An 18,965-nucleotide genomic window follows, 5' to 3' on the forward strand; every position below is an offset into this window, starting at 1 on the left:
TACTTTCCCTTCATACTAAAGGAAAAAGGAGGGAATATGCGATTGACTATGGATCCTACAAAGCCTCTGATCGTTCAGAGTGATTTATCTATCCTCCTCGAAACGAATCATCCTGAATTTGAAAAGCTCCAGGGTAAGCTGGCTCGCTTTGCAGATCTAGTGAAAAGTCCGGAACATCTTCACACTTATCGGGTTACTCCGTTGTCTTTATGGAATGCAGCTGCAGCAGGCATGGGGTTGGAAGAGATGACAACTTGCTTGCAGCAGCATGCCAAATTCGGTGTACCATCTGCTGTTCTAAGCACGATTCGTAAATATACAAAGCGCTATGGGATTTTACGCATGCTGCATGTGGGGAAGGAACTCTTCTTGGTCAGCGAGGATACCGTCGTTTTCAAAGAAATTTGTGCCTATGATTCCTTGCAAAAATATCTTAAGGATACCCGTGGTGAACGGGCTATTGCCATATCTCCGAGCTATCGCGGGATTTTGAAGCAAGAACTGATGAAGCTGGGCTACCCGGTGGAGGATCTGGCCTCTTATCGCAGCGGCGAATTTCTGAATATTCCTTGGCGAGAGGAAGATCAGATGGATGAGCCGTTCCAGCTGCGTGATTATCAAAAGCAGGCCGTAGATGCCTTTCAGCAGGTAGGCCATGGTGGGAGCGGCGTACTGGTACTTCCTTGCGGAGCTGGTAAGACGGTAGTTGGGATCGCCGCAATGGCGAAAGCTAGCTGTGCAACACTGATCCTAACCTCGAATGTAACGTCTGTGAAGCAATGGAAGCGCGAAATATTAAGTAAGACGGGGCTAACGAGCGATCAAGTAGGTGAGTATAATGGCACCACGAAGGAGATTAGGCCTATCACTATTGCCACCTATCAAATCCTAACGCATCGCGGGAGCAAGGATGCCGATTTCTCACACTTGCGGATCTTTAGCGAGAGGGAGTGGGGCCTTATCATTTATGATGAGGTTCACCTTCTGCCTGCCCCGGTCTTTCGTGCGACTGCAGAGATACAAGCTACACGCAGGCTCGGATTAACAGCTACACTAATTAGAGAAGATGGCCTAGAAGGTGATGTTTTCTCCTTAGTCGGGCCCAAAAAGTATGACATGGCGTGGAAGCAACTAGAAACTATGGGGTGGCTGGCGAAGGTGACTTGCCAAGAAGTGCGGGTACCTCTGTCAACGGAGGATCGTGATCGTTATTGTGCCTCTGAAGCTAGGCATCAGTTCCGAATTGCAGGGGAGAATGAAGCGAAGCTGGATGTCATTGATCACTTGCTGAAGCTTCATCCGGATGAGCCGACGCTAATTATCGGTCAATACATTGATCAGCTCGAACAGATTTCAGCGCATACAGGTGCACCCATGATATGTGGCAGCATCCCGCATGAACGGCGAGAGGAGCTCTATGAGCGATTCAAAAAGGGGCAACTTCCGTTGCTCATTGTTTCTAAGGTAGCTAATTTCGCAGTCGATCTCCCAGACGCGGCGATTGCTATTCAGGTTTCGGGAAGTTATGGCTCTAGGCAGGAGGAAGCTCAGAGACTCGGTCGTATCCTCCGGCCAAAACGAAACGGTGAAAACACAGCCGTCTTTTATTCACTCGTAAGCTCGGACACCAAGGAGCAGGATTTCGCCATGAAGAGGCAGCTATTTCTTGTGGAGCAGGGCTATCAATACGAGATTACAAGCTGGAATCAAGCGGTAAATGTGGAGGTAGGTATCGAATGAAGTACGAGCACATGGAAAGGAAAATGCCGGTTTCGTTAAAGGAAGTCATTTTAAGACAACCGTGGTGTTCGGCATTTCCTTCGTCTAATCCATCATTAGGCGAGGTGCTGACGCACCCCAATCAATTAATTAAACTCTATAAGGAGCTCACACTGGATGAGAAGCATACGCTGCGTCTTGTGCTGTCAACGTTCGGTTGCGTTCCTTTTACTAGTGAGAGGTTGGAAAAGGAAGCGGTGCTCCAAATGGCTGGTGCTCAGGTAAGTTTGGGCTTATGGGGACTTCGTCGATATGGGGTCATTGTCGCTTTCCGCAAGTCATGGGGAGATCAGCTATTTATTTTACCTGAGGATGCCTTTGCGGGGTGGCAACAGGTGTTATTTCCTATACCGCTAAATTCCATAGGGGAGTCCGAAAGCCTGCTTGAGCCTCTAAGTTCAGGGGATATCGGTGAACATATGGGAGAAATGGATGATGAAGAAAGCTGCCAAACGAACCCCAGAGGATTAGCTCAGCAATTATTTCTTTTCATGGTTAGTTGCTCGCGGCAGCCAGCACTTCCCCTTACGAATAAAGGTACCTTACATAAAAAGATAATACAGAAGCTTACTGAAGATGTGAGCCTGCCTAAAAAAATTATTACAATGTCTGGACTTACTTATGCATTCACTGACGTTTATGAGGAGTCCGCCGCGTTGATGCTTGAAATGGCCTTGCGGATGGGCTTTCTTTATAAAAATGAAGCGGGTGACAGTTTCCTGATCCATCAGCGGCACTTTGAAGAATGGCTTCATGGCACCTATGAACACCAGCAATTGCAGTTGTATCGCATTTGGCGGCAGGCTTTAATTCCCGCACCAGTTTGGCTAGAGCATGGCATTGCCTTCATGGAAAGGGGGACTGCCTTGCAGTGGTATAATTTAAATGAGCTGATCCAAGCCATCCTAGCTTGTTGTTCATTCTTCCGTACAACACTTGATGAGACCGCTCTACGCCAGGAATTGCTTAATGTATGGATCAAGCCTTTGACATATTTTCATTTTATCGAAATAGCAGAAAACGAGGATGGGGTGCTATGGTTCAAATGGCACATCAACCCGCAACGTATTTTCGATGCTGTAAATCAAGACTCGCACCTCGAGCCGTCGCTCAAGCTCATGCAGGCCCCTTCGCTTTATGTTCAGCCCGATTTCGAAGTCCTGCTGCCCCCTGATGTCTCTCTTTATCTGGAGTGGAAGATTGCGGCGTTCAGTGACCTTCTGAACTCCGATCTTGTACGTACCTATCGAATAACCAAAGAAAGCTTTCAACTGGCGCTGGATCATGGGTTGAAGAGTACTGATGTGATTCAACTTTTGCAACAGAATGCCTACCACGAAGTACCAGAACAAGTGATCATTACATTACAGCAGTGGGAAGAACAGAAGGACAAGCTCTATATGGAAGAGGTTACGTTGCTTCGCTGCCAAACCACGGAGGTGGCGGAAGCTTTGCTTCGTAATGAGAAGTGCCGCAGTCTGCTTGGAGACCGCATTGGCGAAACCCATTTTATTATTTCTCGCGAGAATGTTAAACATGTGACCAAGTGTTTGGAAGCGATGGGCTTCCATCCAAATCAAAGAGCAATTCCGAATGTCTCAGCGGAAAAGGAGGATATGCTTCCAACATTTTTGGAACCATCCATAGGCCTTTGCTACTCGCGAGATACGATTCAATTATATGAAATTGATCCCTTTCTGCCGCAGCGAGAGGATATGTATCCGGATATGCAGCAAATCCCTGTGAGCTGGATTAAGGAACTCCGAGACTACCATGCCTCTACACGGAAGGATATGATTCGTAAGGCCATCGAATGGAAGAGTGTGCTTCAGTTGAGGAAGGAGGGGCGCGACTGCTTCATCATCCCTCGCATGCTACGAGAAGATCGGACAGGTTGGATTCTGGATGGTTGGGAACAATATCAGGAGATTTCTTGGGCGGGCGAGGATTGGAAGGAGATGAAGCTCATATTGCCAGGAATCAACGATGGTTGTGTGAGAGAAAAGGAAGAAACTCTTGGCGAACTGTGATATGATAGAAGTGTTATAGACTTTTTCGCGAGGAAGGATGGGGTTGTCGTAATGTTACAAACAATGGAAACAGAAACACTCGATATGTCGGCTATCCTTATGCAGGCCTACGATATGGGGGATATGATTAATTCTTCTGCGGAAGTTGCAGATTATTTATATTGGAAGACCGCGGTTGAGAACAGCAAGGAAGTTAAAGACTTGCAAGCTGTCTTTGCTAGAAAAAAAGATGCTTTTGAGGAATGCGAGCGTTTCGGGCATTACCACCCAAGTTATCACGATGCACTTGCCGCTTTGAATGACGTGCAAGAGAAGCTTCTAGCTGTTGAGGCTGTACGCAAGTACAAAGAAGCAGAAGATCGCTTGGACGACTTGTTGTTTAGCGTCTCAACGACGATTGCTCACGCCGTATCGGATTCCATTAAAGTCCCTAGTAATAATCCCTTGCCAACCGGCAAAGGCTGCAGCTCCGGTGGAAGCTGCAGTGGTAATTGCGGTTAAGCTAGGTTACAGGCAGAAATCGGGGCGGATCTGTCCGACCTCGGTTCCCTGCCAGTTGTGCACACTTGGTGTGTGGAAAGCTGCAAGCTCGCTGACCTCGGCTTCCGAGAGGTAGCCTAACTGCTTCAGCGCCTCAGTTACCGCGGGATACAAGGCACGAACATTTCCGTCTTCTACTTTTAAGACGAAGCCTATAGCTCGTTCGGGTATAGAAATCGCGAAGATGCCTTCAGCGCCCATTTTGCCTATGATTCGCCCTTTAGTTACCTCGATTAATCGCGTATCGAAGCGATCGCTTCCTGCGAGGAATTGAGGATATTTTCGCACAGCCTCGACAATTCTCTGGCAAGCGTTTGCACGCACTGTAGATAGCCCTTCAGGGCTGCCCAAACGGGCAAATGCAAGGGCGAGGCGGTTGATAGGCATACCGAACACGGGGACGCCGCAACCGTCGATACCTAGCTCTATCTGCTCCTTAGGCACATCTGACATGGCGCTCACTGCATCTAACATTAAGACTTGAACAGGATGCTCTGGGCTCATGTAGGAATCTGGTGAAGCACCAAGATGGCTGCTAAGGGATAGCATACCCGAATGTTTGCCCGAGCAATTGTTGTGCAAGGTTGAAGGGGACTCTCCCCGTTCACGCATCGCTTGTGCAGTTGGCGCGTGGTACGGTTCGTGCGCACCGCATTGCAGGTGCTTGGCATGATAACCAAGCTTGCCCAGGATACCGCGGGCCGTGTTCACATGCTCGGCTTCCCCGTTATGGGAAGCACAACACAAGGCAATTTCGGCCTCGGTCAGGCCGAAATGATCAGCGGCGCCGGATTCAATGACCGGCAGCGCTTGAATCAGCTTCGCCGTAGAACGGGCGAAGGTGAGCAGGGACGGATCGCCTGCACCGTGCAGGAGCGTTCCTTGGGCATCCACGACAGCGAGGTGGATGCGATGTATACTTTCCGTTATATTTCCGCGAGACACGCGGACAATAGTGTCTGATGGCTTCATGTTGTAAGATCACTCCATACTAGGATTATTGAAAAGAGGTTGCAATCATGATGATTGAGCGAAGCGGGTTAATCATTTGGGTGAACGATATCAAAGCCGCCAGAAATTTGGAGCGGTTCGGTTCCCTTCATTACATATCAAAGAAAATGAATTATGCAGTTCTTTATATACATGCGAGCAAATTAGAAGAGACCACACGCAGCTTGCTTAAACTGCCTTACGTCAAGAAGGTAGAGAAATCGTACCGTAATGAAATTAAAACGGAATATAGTAGTGACGTGCCTGACAAAACTAGATTTTACACGCTTTGAGGCTGTAGTGCAAAATGAAAGCTTCGTGAGAAGCTTTTTTCTTTTTTTTGACCATATGAAACGCTAATCGTGCTAGTTTGAATGACATTAGCGTAAGTTTTCTCAATTTTCCGAAAATTAGGCATAGTTTTTTGTCTTCATAAATACTTATTAATAATTTTATATATTCTTCCATGGGAAAAAAAGTTATAATACAGTAAAATATAACTTACAGAACTTCAGGGAGTAGGTATTAGGTCCCATTTAAATAGGAAAGGGGATGTGATCATGAAAGATAAGGTGATGGGGAGATGGAGTACTTACGAACCATTTTTCGTACAGCTAGGCGACAAGAAAGTGGCGGATATCGTGATCACGAATCATGCAAAGCTAAGATGGAGTGATCGTATTTCAAGCGATAACAATTCACTCGAGGAAATTTGCGCTTTTCTTTGGGAGAAGCTTAAAAATGATAGCATGGTCCCTTATTATCGGAATGAAGAAGACGTCTATCTGATTGATGATGATCTGGTGGTTGTAGCCGAATTCTCACATTTGGAGCATGAGACGGATCTGGTAGGCAATCCTCTGCACAAAATGATAATTGTTACCTTTCTAGGCAAAATGTCAGAGACCATGGAACTGCGTGATTTAAAATCGTACTATTCCTGGTTGAGACACTCTCGTCGTATGACATTGATTAAGAATAGTCGCAAGCGTCGCTAATCTTGCAATTGATCAGAGTATGTCTGGGGCAGACATACTCTTTTTTGTCGTCTTGATGGACTGTACGGGTTCGATTTCATATAATGGAGCAAAGAGAGGCGGTATACCATGGCACTTAATTTTCATCAATTACACATTTTCTATACCGTAGCGGAAAAAGGCAGTTTCTCACATGCAGCCGGTGCGTTACATATGACACAGCCTGCCGTGACGATGCAGGTACAGTCGCTTGAGGATTACTTCGGCGTGAAGCTCTTTCATCGCAGCACCAAGAAGATCGAATTATCCGAGGCGGGACGAGCACTGCTGCCTTTTGCCAAAAATAGTATTGAACTTATTCGTGACACCGACGTCGCGATGTCTAAATTTACAATGATGATCGAAGGACGGCTTCAGTTAGGCGCCAGTTTAACGATGGGGGAATATATTTTGCCTCGTCTCCTGGGACCATTCAGCAAGGATTATCCGAACATTTCCGTCTCGATGAAGGTGATGAACACGGCGCAGATCTTGGATGAGGTGCTCAGTCATCAACTCAATTTCGGTCTTGTAGAAGCTCCGATTCATCATCCGGATGTTCATACCGAACCGATTCTCAGCGACGAGCTGCGTCTAATTGTTCCGTCGGATCACCCGCTTGCGGATGTTGAGGTTGTTACTTTGGAGGAGCTGTTGAAGTATCCTTTTGTTCTGCGTGAACAGGGCTCTGGCACGAGAAGGGTCATGGAGGAAGAATTTGCGCGCTGCAACATGGATTGTTCTTCGATGAAGATCGTCATGGAGCTAGGAAGCACTGGAGCCATCAAATCAGCGGTTGAAGCGGGATTGGGTATATCTATCTTATCGCAATCTTCAGTGAAGCATGAGGTGACGCTAGGACTCTTTAAAGTGAAGAAAATCGAGAATATCGTATTTGAGCGCAGCTTCTATGCGATTTATTTAAACTCGACCTTGCTGCCTATATCGGCTGTAAGCTTTATGACTTTCTTACGACAAGAAGATTTAAGTCGTTTTCTATAAATGGAGGAAACTATGGGGAATCGAAGGGAAGCAGACTTACATTCACATACAACGGCTTCGGACGGGACGCAATCACCGAGAGCGAATGTCCAAATGGCGCTAGATGCAGGGCTAGGTGCGATAGCGATTACTGATCATGATACCATTTCAGGGGTAGCGGAAGCGCTGGAGGCAGGCTTGGAGCTTGGCATTGTCGTTGTCCCTGGGGTAGAAATATCAACGGTTGCGAATGGCCAAGATATTCATATTCTTGGTTACTATATGAACATTGAAGATGAACGATTTCTACAGCGATTGTCCTCTTTAAGGGAAACAAGGGATACTCGTAATGAGATGATTATAGCGCGGTTACAGGAGCTGGGCATCCAAATTACGATGGAGGAAGTCTTGAAAGAAGTTGCGAATGTGAAGCGCAAAGGGGACACGGTAGGGCGACCGCATATTGCTGCTGTGCTCGTGAACAAAGGCTATGTGAGTACGATCACGGAAGCTTTCGATCGCTATTTGGCCACTGGAGCTGCTGCATACGCCAATCCACCTCGTATTGAGCCTGCTACGGCGATTACTTGGATTCATGAGGCTGGAGGCAAAGCTGTGCTTGCACACCCTGGCATTTATCATGATGACGCCTTGGTTGAGGTCATTACCTCACAGGGAGTAGACGGGATTGAAGTGTATCATGCCGATCATTCTTCAGAAGATGAAGAAAGATATAGGCTTCTTGCTGAGCGCAAGGGGTTGTTGATTACCGCAGGCTCCGATTTCCATGGTGTACGTGGTGATGTTGCTTTCCACGCAGCTATCGGTTCGAAACGCATCGGAATGGATGTCGTGGAGCTTTTACAGTCATTGAAGGAGGAACGTTCATGAAGAAAATTCGGAAAGCCATTATTCCCGCGGCGGGACTAGGTACTCGTTTCTTGCCCGCAACCAAAGCGCAGCCCAAGGAAATGCTGCCCATTGTGGATAAACCAGCGATTCAATACATTGTTGAAGAAGCGATTGAGTCCGGTATTGAGGATATTATCATTGTTACAGGGCGTAACAAGCGCGCAATCGAGGATCATTTTGACAAATCCGTCGAGCTTGAGATGATGCTTGAAGAAAAAGGGAGTACCCAACTACTGGAGATTGTGAAGTCGGTATCTAACCTAGCGGATGTTCACTACATCCGTCAGAAGCAGCCGCTTGGCTTAGGTCATGCCATTCTCTGTGCGCGCAAATTTATCGGAGATGAGCCGTTCGCCGTTCTGCTTGGTGATGATATTCTCCAATCTTCTCCGCCAGGGCTTAAACAGATGATGGATATTTATGAGCAAACGGAAACCTCCGTCATTGCGGTTCAAGAGGTGCCTTGGGCCGATGTCAGTAAGTACGGTATTATCTCTCCTGCGACCAGCTACGCGAACTATCGCTTGATTGAGGATTTGGTAGAGAAGCCGGATCGTGATCAGGCGCCATCGAATTTAGCGGTAATCGGCCGTTATATTATTATGCCAGAAATCTTCCGCATACTTGAGCGTCAAGAGCCAGGTCGCGGTGGCGAAATTCAATTAACGGACGCTTTGCGTGTACTGAATAAGGAGCAACAGATGGCTGCCTATCTTATGCAAGCGAAGCGGTATGATGTAGGGGACAAGCTGGGGTATATTGAAGCTACGATTGAGCTCGCCTTACAGCGTCCGGATTTGCAAGAGCAAGTAAAGGCCTATTTACTTTCATTAATTAAGCAATGGGACGTGTAATAGCTTAGAGTAAGTTGAAAAACCTATCGAGATCTAGGATCCCGATAGGTTTTTTGGCATGTTTATTTGATCGTTACTTTCATTTGCTTGATTTCTTCCTCTTCCGGCGTTACATAAAGGGTCTTCTGATTCACGTAAATCACAAATCCGGGCTTCGAGCCGTTTGGCTTATGGACATGCTTGATCGTTGTGTAATCCACAGGAACTTGACTGGAATTTTTGGCTTGACTGAAGTAAGCGGCTAACTGCGCTGCTTCAAGCAAGGTGGTGTCACTGAATTCGCCCCGTATGACGACGTGAGAGCCAGGAATATCCTTTGTGTGCAGCCATGTATCCATGGAAGAGGCAAGGCGATTCGTCAGATATTCGTTTTGCGTATTATTTTTCCCTACATAGATAGGCACGCCCTCGCTGGATTCGTAGCAGGCTAAAGCGGGCTTATCTTTTTTCTTTTTCTTGCGCTGCTTCTTGTTGCGGTCACGCACATAACCTTGCTCCATAAGCTCATCGCGAATCTCTTCAATATCCGGCAAGGATGCGACACTCAACTGCTGGAGCAGGGTTGTGAGGTATGTAATTTCTTGATGTGTTTGGGTAATTTGCTCCTCAACGATTGCCGTGCTGTTCTTCAATTTACTGTATTTTTTAAAATAGCGCTGTGCGTTTTCCGCAGGTCCAAGGAGCGGGTCCAAGGTGATCGTGATCATAGCCTGATCCTCATCGTAGTAATTGATAGCTTGGACTTCCTTGTCGCCTTTCTTAATCGTATGTAGGGAGGCGGTTAATAGCTCACCTTGGATTCGAAATTTATCCGCATCTTTGGAGTCTTCAATCGTATCTTGGAGTTTTTCCAGTTTTTTAACATTTTTATTTACTTCATTTTGTAAAAATTTCAATAGATCGGATACACGTTGCTTAACCGTATCTCGTTCGGCCTTGTCGCCATAAAATTGTTCCAAACACGCGCTTGGCGTTGGATAAGATTTCGTCGTACCGCTGATATGCGTGAGTGGTGTCATCGCAAAGCTCAGCTTGCCGGTCGTTTCTTGCTCTACAATAACTGGTTCGTAGCGATCCTCACGTATGGCCGTCATGAGTTCGCTGAATGCTTGCCATAGTGAGGATGGGTCAGCTGCCGCTTTTCCCTTCATGCTGCGATACACAATTTCCTTGGCGATCAGCGGGCTAAGTCCGCTGAATGCTGCAACCAATTGTTGCTCAGGTTTAACTGGCGGTGCATTTTCCTCATCAGACTGCGTATCAACTAGCGCTTGCGCAAATGCTTCAGCATCGACCTCTAGTGGATTTTGCTTATCCTGCTCCGGTGGCGCCACATATTTGCTTCCTGGCATGACAACGCGATAGGAGCTAATCGCAGGTGTGACATGATGAATGCCATCTAGTATCGTTTCTGTTTCAGGGTCGAGAAGAATGATATTGCTGTGCCGCCCCATGATTTCCACAATAATATACTTGAGGGAGACATCGCCTAATTCGTCACGATGACGAATCTGGAAACGAATCACCCGTTCCATACCAATTTGCTCTACGGCCTCAATGACGCCGCTCTCGCAATACTTGCGAAGCAGCATACAGAACATGGGAGCATCCATAGGATTTATAGATACTTGTTCTGTTGTTTGAACCCGTGGATATGTAGGGTTAGCAGAAAGCAGCAGCTTCACGTTCTGCCTTTGGGTGCGAATTTGCAGTACGATGTCATTTTCGCTAGGTTGATGAATTTTATTAATGCGGCCTCCCACATACATTTGAAGCTCGTGAACAATTGCATGAAGGACGAGTCCGTCTAAAGCCATGATGCATACAACTCCATTCTTTGGGGCTAGTTGTCATTTGCGACTTATCTCGCAACCAGTTCCGTGGTTGACAACGTTGCTAATCTCTATGATGCCATACTTTTCACAAAAACTTAAGGGGCTCTGGGAAGGAAAGATGATTTCAGGGATATTTTCCTGCTTGTCTGAATACAAATACGTATAAGTGTGAGACAAGATCAAGTGGATGTAGGAGGGAGAAGGGCGGATGAGTCAGAATAAGTGGTACCAGTTGAACTCGGAGGATGTCTTGCAGTTACAGCAGGTGAATATGCAGCAAGGATTGCCCTGGGAAGAAGCTTGGAAACGACAAGCGGAGGTAGGGCGAAACGAGCTCTCAGAAGGGCAGCGTGTATCGCCAATCACACTGCTGTTGAATCAATTTAAAGATTTCATGGTGCTGGTATTATTGGGGGCTACTCTAATTTCCGGCTTGCTAGGTGAATATTTAGATGCGATTACCATCGTCGTCATTATTGTGATGAATGGGATTTTGGGTTTTACACAGGAGTTTCGAGCGGAGCGATCCTTACGTGCACTGAAAGAGCTGTCTGCGCCTAATGCGAATGTTTGGAGAGAAGGGGCTGTACATCAAATTCCGGCTCGTGATCTGGTTCCAGGTGATATTGTATTTCTGGAGAGCGGCGATAGAGTCCCAGCGGATGTCCGCTTTCTGGAGACGAATGGCGTCTATATCGAGGAGTCTGCGCTAACCGGGGAATCGATTGCCGTCAGTAAAACCACGGCTTCAATTCCTCACGAGGAAGTTCCGCTTGGTGATCAACGCAATTTGGGCTTCATGGGCACGATGGTTTCTCGGGGCACTGCGAAAGCGGTTGTTGTTCGAATTGGGATGAGCACAGAAATGGGCAAAATCGCGGATCTCATTCAAAATACCGAATCCATGGAAACCCCTTTGCAGCATCGCTTGGAGCAGTTGGGTAAAATCTTAATTATCGTTGCCATTGCCTTGACGATTCTTGTTGTTGTAGCTGGTATTATGCATGGACAACCACCATATGCGATGTTCTTGGCAGGCGTCAGCTTAGCCGTTGCTGCTATCCCGGAAGGGCTCCCAGCGATTGTTACCATTGCGCTAGCTCTCGGTGTGCAACGGATGATTAAGCGGAAAGCTATCGTTCGCAAACTGCCTTCGGTTGAAACTCTAGGTTGTGCTTCCGTTATATGCTCTGATAAAACAGGAACGCTGACGCAGAACAAAATGACAGTGACTCATTTGTGGGTTGGTGGTGATGTGCTAGAGGTAACTGGAGACGGTTATGCGCCGGTTGGTAACATACTAATGGGTGGTCAACATACGGATGTGCAGAAGCATCCTTCCCTCTCAAAGCTGCTCCATGTGTCTGCTCTTTGTAATAACGCAACCTTAATCGAAGAGAAACAAGAAACGAAGCGAAAGAAAGGCAAAGAGGGCACAGAGGGACCTGCCTCCATTTGGAATATAAAAGGGGATCCAACTGAAGGAGCCTTAGTGGTTCTTAGTGCAAAGAGTGGGATTACCCAAGTTTCGCTAAGTGAAAAATATAAACGAATCGCCGAATTCCCTTTCGATTCGGAGCGTAAACGGATGTCCGTACTGGTGTCCTCCGAGAATGGCCGCATGGCTTGTACGAAAGGGGCACCGGATGTATTGCTGCAGCATTGCAGTTACATTTTGTGGGACGGTAAGGTCATTCCATTCACTTCAACGCTGAAACAAAAGGTCATCTCAGCAAATGAAGGCATGGCCAAGTCGGCGCTGCGTGTATTGGGTATTGCTTATAAAGAGCTGAAAGCAAGTGATCGGTTTGACGATCATGAGGATGTTGAAAATGGCTTAGTCTTCGTAGGATTAACCGGTATGATTGATCCTCCGCGCAAGGAAGTGCGTGAAGCCATCTCCAAATGCCGCAAAGCGGGCATTAAGACCGTTATGATTACCGGCGATCATCAAACGACGGCTGAAGCAATTGCGAAGCAGCTTGGTATGATCCCAACCAATGGTGTCAGTATGAGCGGTCAGCAGATCGGACAGCTTTCGGATGATGAGCTCGATGCCAAAGTCAATGATACTTACGTCTATGCGCGGGTATCCCCTGAGCACAAGCTTAGAATTGTTAAATCGTTGCAACGCAATGGACACGTTGTTGCCATGACAGGTGATGGTGTCAATGATGCGCCAGCGATTAAGGCAGCGGATATCGGGATTGCTATGGGGATTACGGGAACCGATGTATCCAAAGAGGCCTCATCTTTAATTCTTAGTGATGATAATTTCTCAACGATCGTTGCGGCGATTGAAGAGGGACGCAGTATTTATGAAAATATTCGTAAATTCATTCGTTACTTGCTGGCGTCTAACGTGGGCGAGATTATGACGATGTTTATCGCCATGATGGCGGGACTTCCGCTTCCGCTCGTGCCTATTCAGATTTTGTGGGTGAATTTGGTCACAGATGGTCTGCCAGCAATGGCACTTGGTGTGGATCAGGCAGAGAAAGACTTAATGCAGCATAAGCCGCGCTCGGCGAAGGAAAGTATTTTTGCAAGACGTTTAGGCTGGAAAATTATTTCCCGAGGCATGCTCATTGGTGTATGTACATTGGGGGCTTTCTGGCTCATATTACGCGTGAACCCATCGGATGCAGATACGTTATTGAAAGCACAAAGTGTCGCATTTGCGACCCTCGTTATGGCTCAGCTCATCCATGTGTTTGATTGCCGCAGTTCAAGATCGATATTCCACCGCAATCCTTTGCAAAATAAATACTTAGTTCTTGCTGTTTTGTCATCGCTCGTTCTAATGCTCGGCGTTATGTATGTTGACGCGCTTCAACCAATCTTCAAAACCGTTCCTCTCGGCTGGAAGGACTGGATTCTCGTTCTCGTTGCAGCGGGTATTCCGACGTTCTTTATGGGCTTAGGCAGCGTGTTATCGCCAAAACGCACCAAAGGTTCAAGAGGTCCGAGCTCATCTGTGTATAATAAATCTTCTAAACCTAGCTTCAGATAAGGGACATGGAAAGAGCTGCCGTGAGGCGGCTTTTTCTCTGTCTTTTTGCAGATAAGCAAGATATGGCGATTTAGAGACTATGACGTACTGTGGGCTCGTAGGGCTATGCATGCTGACGATTTTACGCTATGATAATGGCTAAACCGCACATAGGGGTGCTTGACATGAATTTTACGAAAATGCATGGACTTGGCAATGACTTTATCGTCGTAGCCGGGGAGAAAGAGTTGCCTGCCGGGGCTGACCAGCTGGCAATTCAGCTGTGTAACCGATTTTTTAGCATCGGTGCTGACGGCGTCGTCTTTATTCTTCCTTCGGAGAAGGCTGATTTTCAAATGCGCATTATCAACTCGGATGGATCTGAGGCCGAGCAATGCGGCAACGCGATCCGCTGTGTTTCCAAATATGTGTACGACCATAAGTTAATTGATGCAACAGAAATTACGATTGAGACCATTGGTGCTGGTGTACAGAAGGTTCAAGTACATGTGAAAGATGGCAAAGTTGTGACCGCTCGTGTGGACATGGGAGAGCCTATTTTGCAAGGACTTCAGGTGCCAACGACAGTAGATGCCAACGAAGTGATCGATTACCCGATAGAGGTAGATGGCAGATCGTTTCGTTTCACAGCGGTGTCCATGGGGAACCCGCATTGTGTCATTTATGTCGAGGATGCTGTGAATTTTGACTTGGCAACATGGGGACCTAAGCTTGAAGCGCATCCTATGTTTCCACGTAAAATAAATGTCGAATTCGCAACCGTTCGCGATCGTGCTTACACGGATATGCGGGTTTGGGAGCGAGGCGCTGGGCCAACGCTTGCTTGCGGAACGGGCGCGTGTGCTACGCTAGTTTCTTCTGTGCTTAATGGTTTATCGGATCGTGAAGCGACCGTTTCACTCAAGGGTGGAGATTTGTTCATTGAGTGGCTGGAAGAGGACAATCACGTCTATATGACGGGACCTGCGGAAGAAGTGTTTGCAGGCAAACTACATGTCGGTTAGATAGGGGAAATGACGCATGAAATTGGATCTTCGTGCAGCGCTGCAGCGGGAAATTTTGACCGGTGACGGCGCTATGGGGACATACTTATATCAGATGGGATTTCCCGTCGGCATTTCATATGAAGAATTGAATTTGCTTAGACCCGAAACGGTCGCTGACGTGCACCGCCGTTATTTCGAGGCAGGTGCTCGTCTTATTGAAACGAATACGTTTTCGGCGAATCGCGAGAAGCTTTCGAAGTATGGATTGGAAGGCGACGTTGAAGCCATTAACCGTGCTGGTGTTGAGTTAGCTCGGAATGCTGTTGGAGACGATGCTTATGTGGTGGGTGCAATCGGCTCTATTCGTGCTGGTAAGCGCAAAAATGTACGGACTGCCGATGTGGAGGCGTCGCTTCGGGAGCAAATCGGCGTCCTGTTAGACTCACCTGTGGATGGGTTAATGCTGGAAACTTTCTATGATTTGGAAGAGCTGCAGCTAGCTTTGCGGATTATCCGCAGTATGAGCGGAATTCCTGTGATCTGCCAGTTTGCCAATGAAGGCACAGGCAGTACGCAAGATGGCGTACCGCTGCAAGAAGCCTTCCTTCGGTTGCGTGACGAAGGCGCTGATGTGATCGGCTTTAACTGCCGCGTCGGCCCGAACGGCATTTTGCGTTCGATGGAGAAAATCGCGCCCATTCCTGGCGTTCCGTTCTCTGCGTTTCCGAACGCAGGATTGCCCGACTACGTAGACGGGCACTATACGTATGCGGCGACGCCGAAGTACTTCGCTGAAAGCGCGCTGCGCTTTGCGGATTTGGGCGCGCGCATCATCGGCGGCTGCTGCGGCACGACGCCAGAGCACATCGCCGCTGTAGCGAAGGCGCTGCAGGGCTACGTGCCTGCTGCGCCGGGCGCAGCCCCAGCGGGAGCTGCTGCGATCGTGATCGAGCCGGCACCGGCGAAGCCTGCGCCGCCGGCGGGCATACCATCGCTGCTGGAGATCGTGAAGCAGCGCAAAACCGTCATTGTCGAGCTGGATCCTCCGAAGGATCTCGACATCGAGAAGTTCATGCAGGGGTCGAAAGCCCTGCAGGAGGCGCATGTCGACGCCATTACGATGGCCGACAATTCCCTTGCTGTGACGCGCATGAGCAACCTGGCCCTCGGCTACCTCGTGCAGGAGCGTCTGGGCGCGCGTCCGCTTATTCACATCGCGTGTCGTGACCGCAACATGATTGGGACGCAGTCCCATCTCATGGGCTTGCACGCGCTAGGGATAGACCACGTGCTGGCCGTGACCGGCGATCCCGCCAAGTTTGGCGATCTCCCCGGGTCCAGCTCTGTGTACGATCTCACCTCATTCGAAATTATTCGGATGATCAAACAGCTCAACGAAGGCATCGCCTTCTCCGGTAAACCTTTGAAACAGAAGGCTAATTTCGTAGTAGGTGCGGCGTTCAATCCAAATGTGAAGCATTTAGATAAAGCTGTTCAGCGCTTGGAGCGCAAAATTGAGGCAGGCGCAGATTATATCATGACGCAGCCCGTGTATGACGCAAAGCTCATTGAACAGATTTATGAAGCGACCAAGCATTTGCAAATTCCTATTTTCATTGGTATCGCACCGCTGGCTAGTGGTGGCAATGCGGAATACCTGCACAATGAGGTTCCCGGTATTCGATTGTCCGATGAAGTGAGGGCACGAATGGACGGGTTGAAGGGTCCTGAAGGTCGTGCGATGGGTGTGGAAATTGCCAAAGAACTATTGGATACGGCGATGCAATACTTTAATGGTATTTATTTAATGACTCCCTTTTTGGCCTATGAAATGTGCGTAGATCTGACGAACTATGTGTGGGAAAAGTCGAAAAGGCATGATTTCCACTTGTACCCACTTTCAAAATGAATTAAAATAGGGTAATGGATGTGATTAGAATGATTTGCAGTATGACCGGGTTCGGACAAGCGAATCGTTCTTTTGCGGGATACAACGTGTTTATCGATGTGAAATCGGTCAATCATAGGTATAGTGAAGTGTCGATTCGTTTGCCTAAGGAATGGGCGGCTTTCGAGGACGCTTTGAAGAAAACGGTATTGCAAGCTGTGAAGCGAGGACGTGTAGACGTCTTTATCACGGCAGAACGTGAAGCGGCTTCCCCGAAGAACGTAACGGTTAATTTTGCTTTGGCAGATGCTTATCTGGAAGCAGCTGAGCAGTTGAAGCAGCGGTATGGGATCGCGGGCCAGGTGGAGCTCAAAGATTTATTGAGACTTCCTGAGCTGATTCAAATGAAGGATGTTCGTCAAGAGCCAGATGACGAGATTGAACAGGAGCTATGCGCCTGTTTACAGGAGGCTGTCGCGCAGCTCTCCGCGATGAGACACCGCGAAGGTGAATTCTTAGAGCTGGATATTCGTGAACGGCTAGCCGAGATGAAGCGAATTCATATCGAGTTAGAAGCACTTGCTCCTCAAGTGGTTCAGGAGTATGCGACGAAGATGACAATTCGCATTCAGTCCCTCGTTCTCGATGGGATACCTGTGGATGAGCAGCGCCTAGCGACTGAGATTGCTCTCTTCGCAGATCGTTCGAATGTGGATGAGGAATTAACTCGTCTGAAGAGTCATTTTGGGCAATGTGAAGGTTTACTTTCAGACAAAGAGCCTGTTGGCCGAAAGCTGGACTTTTTGATTCAAGAAATGAATCGGGAAGTGAACACGATCGGATCCAAGTCGAATCATGCCGAGCCTACGGCGAGAGTGATTGCGATGAAAGCAGAGCTTGAGAAAATGCGGGAACAAATACAGAATATCGAGTGAAGCTTGCATGCGCTTCGCGAGGAGGAAGTCCTAGATGGCTATCAAATTAATCAATATCGGGTTCGGCAACATCGTATCGGCGAACCGAATTATCTCGATTGTGAGTCCAGAATCGGCTCCGATCAAGAGAATCATTCAAGAAGCGCGTGATCGTCACATGCTGATTGACGCTACATATGGTAGAAGAACCCGTGCCGTTATTATCACGGACAGCGATCATGTGATTTTGTCGGCAGTACAACCAGAGACGGTAGCGCATAGACTTTCGAATAAGGACGATGATCATGACGAGTAATACGAACACTCTTGAGCGTGAGAGAGGTATTCTGATTGTTTTATCCGGACCTTCTGGTGTCGGCAAAGGCACGGTTTGTGCGGCACTGCGTAAGGTTGCTCCGGATATTGTCTATTCGGTATCTGCGACAACACGTTCTCCTAGACAAGGTGAAGTAGATGGCGTTAATTATTTTTTCAAAACGCGTGAGCAGTTTCAGCAGTTAATTGAAACCGATGAAGTGCTGGAATGGGCTGAATATGTAGGGAACTTCTACGGAACGCCAAGACGTTTTGTTGAAGAAACACTGCGTTCAGGTCACGATGTTATTTTGGAGATTGAGGTGCAGGGTGCACTTCAGGTCAAACAGAAGTTTGACGAAGGTGTATTTATCTTCTTGCTGCCGCCATCTCTGGATGAGCTTGAGAATCGCATTGTAACACGGGGCACGGAAACAGACGAAGTGATTCGCAGCCGGATGTCCGTGGCCATCGATGAAATTCGTTTAATGGAACACTATGATTATGCAATTGTAAATGATCATGTGGATACCGCATGCGCTAAGATTCAAGCCATTTTAGCAGCTGAGCATTGCAAAAAAGATCGTATGTTTCCCAAAATCGTACAATGGATGGATGAGGTGAATTGAATGTTATACCCTTCAATTGATAAACTGCTTGATATCGTGGACAGCAAGTACTCCTTAGTTGTTGCAGCTTCCAAAAGAGCTAGATCCCTTCGTGATGGTGCAAAGTCCGATTTGAAAGGCCAGAAGGCCCACAAACATGTTGGTGTTGCGTTAGAAGAACTATACGGTAATTACATCGGTTACGAGAAAATTAACACAAACGAGAGCGAGAAATACGCGAAGAAATAAACAGCCTTACCCAACAACCCTCGTGGTTGTTATTTTTTTCTCATTTGGCATTTCG

General features: G+C 47.7%; 17 protein-coding genes. 15 read left to right on the plus strand and 2 right to left on the minus strand.

The features are described from left to right. Positions 1-36 precede the first annotated feature (36 nt). Genes AC58QG_RS00590 through AC58QG_RS00600 form a run of 3 tightly spaced genes read left to right on the plus strand, consistent with a single transcriptional unit; the run spans position 37 to position 4,310 of the window. Positions 37-1,740, plus strand: a complete 1,704-nt coding sequence (locus AC58QG_RS00590) for a DNA repair helicase XPB (protein ID WP_497359814.1) — start codon at positions 37-39, stop codon at positions 1,738-1,740. Beyond that, positions 1,737-3,809, plus strand: a complete 2,073-nt coding sequence (locus tag AC58QG_RS00595) for a helicase-associated domain-containing protein (RefSeq protein WP_497359816.1) — start codon at positions 1,737-1,739, stop codon at positions 3,807-3,809. The genes AC58QG_RS00590 and AC58QG_RS00595 overlap by 4 nt, the downstream gene beginning before the upstream one ends. Before the next feature lie 51 nt (positions 3,810-3,860). Continuing rightward, complete coding sequence (locus AC58QG_RS00600; RefSeq protein ID WP_497359818.1) at positions 3,861-4,310, plus strand: YlbF/YmcA family competence regulator; 450 nt, start codon at positions 3,861-3,863, stop codon at positions 4,308-4,310. 6 nt (positions 4,311-4,316) lie between these two features. Here AC58QG_RS00600 and AC58QG_RS00605 read toward each other — a convergent pair whose 3' ends face one another. Beyond that, positions 4,317-5,321 carry an asparaginase gene (locus AC58QG_RS00605; RefSeq protein WP_497359820.1) on the minus strand — a complete coding sequence of 335 codons (1,005 nt, stop codon included), beginning with the start codon at positions 5,319-5,321 and terminating at the stop codon, positions 4,317-4,319. A gap of 47 nt (positions 5,322-5,368) precedes the next feature. On the opposite strand from AC58QG_RS00605, the gene AC58QG_RS00610 reads away from it, so the two are divergent. The 5 genes from AC58QG_RS00610 to galU all read left to right on the plus strand — a co-directional run bounded on the left by AC58QG_RS00610 (position 5,369) and on the right by galU (position 9,102). After that, the gene (locus AC58QG_RS00610; protein WP_056612401.1) at positions 5,369-5,632 is read left to right on the plus strand and encodes a YlbG family protein; all 264 of its coding nucleotides are present in this window, start codon (positions 5,369-5,371) and stop codon (positions 5,630-5,632) included. A 267-nt stretch (positions 5,633-5,899) separates the two neighbouring features. Continuing rightward, complete coding sequence (locus AC58QG_RS00615; RefSeq protein ID WP_056612399.1) at positions 5,900-6,337, plus strand: hypothetical protein; 438 nt, start codon at positions 5,900-5,902, stop codon at positions 6,335-6,337. Positions 6,338-6,445: 108 nt separating this feature from the next. Then, positions 6,446-7,357, plus strand: coding sequence for a selenium metabolism-associated LysR family transcriptional regulator (locus tag AC58QG_RS00620; RefSeq protein ID WP_497359822.1), 912 nt, complete (start codon positions 6,446-6,448; stop codon positions 7,355-7,357). A gap of 12 nt (positions 7,358-7,369) precedes the next feature. Further along, entirely contained in the window at positions 7,370-8,227 is an 858-nt protein-coding gene (locus tag AC58QG_RS00625) for a PHP domain-containing protein (RefSeq protein ID WP_497359824.1), read from the plus strand. Then, positions 8,224-9,102, plus strand: coding sequence for a UTP--glucose-1-phosphate uridylyltransferase GalU (gene galU, locus AC58QG_RS00630; protein WP_497359826.1), 879 nt, complete (start codon positions 8,224-8,226; stop codon positions 9,100-9,102). Before AC58QG_RS00625 ends, galU begins: the two co-directional genes overlap by 4 nt. A 62-nt stretch (positions 9,103-9,164) precedes the next feature. Here galU and AC58QG_RS00635 read toward each other — a convergent pair whose 3' ends face one another. Next, positions 9,165-10,919: an Rqc2 family fibronectin-binding protein gene (locus tag AC58QG_RS00635; RefSeq protein WP_497359828.1), complete on the minus strand. Its 1,755-nt coding sequence runs from the start codon at positions 10,917-10,919 to the stop codon at positions 9,165-9,167. A gap of 226 nt (positions 10,920-11,145) precedes the next feature. On the opposite strand from AC58QG_RS00635, the gene AC58QG_RS00640 reads away from it, so the two are divergent. The 7 genes from AC58QG_RS00640 (at position 11,146) to rpoZ (ending at position 18,910) form a co-directional block, all read left to right on the plus strand. After that, the gene (locus AC58QG_RS00640; RefSeq protein ID WP_497359830.1) at positions 11,146-13,950 is read left to right on the plus strand and encodes a calcium-translocating P-type ATPase, SERCA-type; all 2,805 of its coding nucleotides are present in this window, start codon (positions 11,146-11,148) and stop codon (positions 13,948-13,950) included. Between the two features lie 164 nt (positions 13,951-14,114). Continuing rightward, positions 14,115-14,954, plus strand: a complete 840-nt coding sequence (gene dapF, locus AC58QG_RS00645; RefSeq protein ID WP_497359832.1) for a diaminopimelate epimerase — start codon at positions 14,115-14,117, stop codon at positions 14,952-14,954. 16 nt (positions 14,955-14,970) lie between these two features. Further along, positions 14,971-16,845 carry a bifunctional homocysteine S-methyltransferase/methylenetetrahydrofolate reductase gene (locus tag AC58QG_RS00650; protein ID WP_497359834.1) on the plus strand — a complete coding sequence of 625 codons (1,875 nt, stop codon included), beginning with the start codon at positions 14,971-14,973 and terminating at the stop codon, positions 16,843-16,845. A gap of 29 nt (positions 16,846-16,874) precedes the next feature. Beyond that, a complete protein-coding gene (locus AC58QG_RS00655) occupies positions 16,875-17,759 on the plus strand; it encodes a YicC/YloC family endoribonuclease (protein ID WP_497362746.1) in 885 nt (294 codons plus the stop codon). Positions 17,760-17,793: 34 nt separating this feature from the next. Beyond that, on the plus strand, positions 17,794-18,054 hold the full coding sequence (remA, locus tag AC58QG_RS00660; protein WP_009672664.1) for an extracellular matrix/biofilm regulator RemA: 261 nt from the start codon (positions 17,794-17,796) through the stop codon (positions 18,052-18,054). Next, entirely contained in the window at positions 18,044-18,682 is a 639-nt protein-coding gene (gene gmk, locus AC58QG_RS00665; protein ID WP_056612367.1) for a guanylate kinase, read from the plus strand. The genes remA and gmk overlap by 11 nt, the downstream gene beginning before the upstream one ends. Continuing rightward, positions 18,683-18,910 (plus strand): DNA-directed RNA polymerase subunit omega, encoded by a 228-nt coding sequence (rpoZ, locus tag AC58QG_RS00670; protein WP_056612362.1) that lies wholly within the window; start codon positions 18,683-18,685, stop codon positions 18,908-18,910. The last annotated feature ends 55 nt before the right edge of the window (positions 18,911-18,965 follow it).

It is taken from the genome of Paenibacillus sp. J22P169 (genome assembly GCF_059691995.1).

Excerpts from the sequence above, each read along its gene's own strand:
- AC58QG_RS00590 (WP_497359814.1), top strand. The coding sequence starts at position 37 with ATGCGATTGACTATGGATCCTACAAAGCCTCTGATCGTTCAGAGTGAT.
- AC58QG_RS00595 (WP_497359816.1), top strand. The coding sequence starts at position 1,737 with ATGAAGTACGAGCACATGGAAAGGAAAATGCCGGTTTCGTTAAAGGAA.
- AC58QG_RS00600 (WP_497359818.1), top strand. The coding sequence starts at position 3,861 with ATGTTACAAACAATGGAAACAGAAACACTCGATATGTCGGCTATCCTT.
- AC58QG_RS00605 (WP_497359820.1), bottom strand. The coding sequence starts at position 5,321 with ATGAAGCCATCAGACACTATTGTCCGCGTGTCTCGCGGAAATATAACG.
- AC58QG_RS00610 (WP_056612401.1), top strand. The coding sequence starts at position 5,369 with ATGATGATTGAGCGAAGCGGGTTAATCATTTGGGTGAACGATATCAAA.
- AC58QG_RS00615 (WP_056612399.1), top strand. The coding sequence starts at position 5,900 with ATGAAAGATAAGGTGATGGGGAGATGGAGTACTTACGAACCATTTTTC.
- AC58QG_RS00620 (WP_497359822.1), top strand. The coding sequence starts at position 6,446 with ATGGCACTTAATTTTCATCAATTACACATTTTCTATACCGTAGCGGAA.
- AC58QG_RS00625 (WP_497359824.1), top strand. The coding sequence starts at position 7,370 with ATGGGGAATCGAAGGGAAGCAGACTTACATTCACATACAACGGCTTCG.
- galU (WP_497359826.1), top strand. The coding sequence starts at position 8,224 with ATGAAGAAAATTCGGAAAGCCATTATTCCCGCGGCGGGACTAGGTACT.
- AC58QG_RS00635 (WP_497359828.1), bottom strand. The coding sequence starts at position 10,919 with ATGGCTTTAGACGGACTCGTCCTTCATGCAATTGTTCACGAGCTTCAA.
- AC58QG_RS00640 (WP_497359830.1), top strand. The coding sequence starts at position 11,146 with ATGAGTCAGAATAAGTGGTACCAGTTGAACTCGGAGGATGTCTTGCAG.
- dapF (WP_497359832.1), top strand. The coding sequence starts at position 14,115 with ATGAATTTTACGAAAATGCATGGACTTGGCAATGACTTTATCGTCGTA.
- AC58QG_RS00650 (WP_497359834.1), top strand. The coding sequence starts at position 14,971 with ATGAAATTGGATCTTCGTGCAGCGCTGCAGCGGGAAATTTTGACCGGT.
- AC58QG_RS00655 (WP_497362746.1), top strand. The coding sequence starts at position 16,875 with ATGATTTGCAGTATGACCGGGTTCGGACAAGCGAATCGTTCTTTTGCG.
- remA (WP_009672664.1), top strand. The coding sequence starts at position 17,794 with ATGGCTATCAAATTAATCAATATCGGGTTCGGCAACATCGTATCGGCG.
- gmk (WP_056612367.1), top strand. The coding sequence starts at position 18,044 with ATGACGAGTAATACGAACACTCTTGAGCGTGAGAGAGGTATTCTGATT.
- rpoZ (WP_056612362.1), top strand. The coding sequence starts at position 18,683 with ATGTTATACCCTTCAATTGATAAACTGCTTGATATCGTGGACAGCAAG.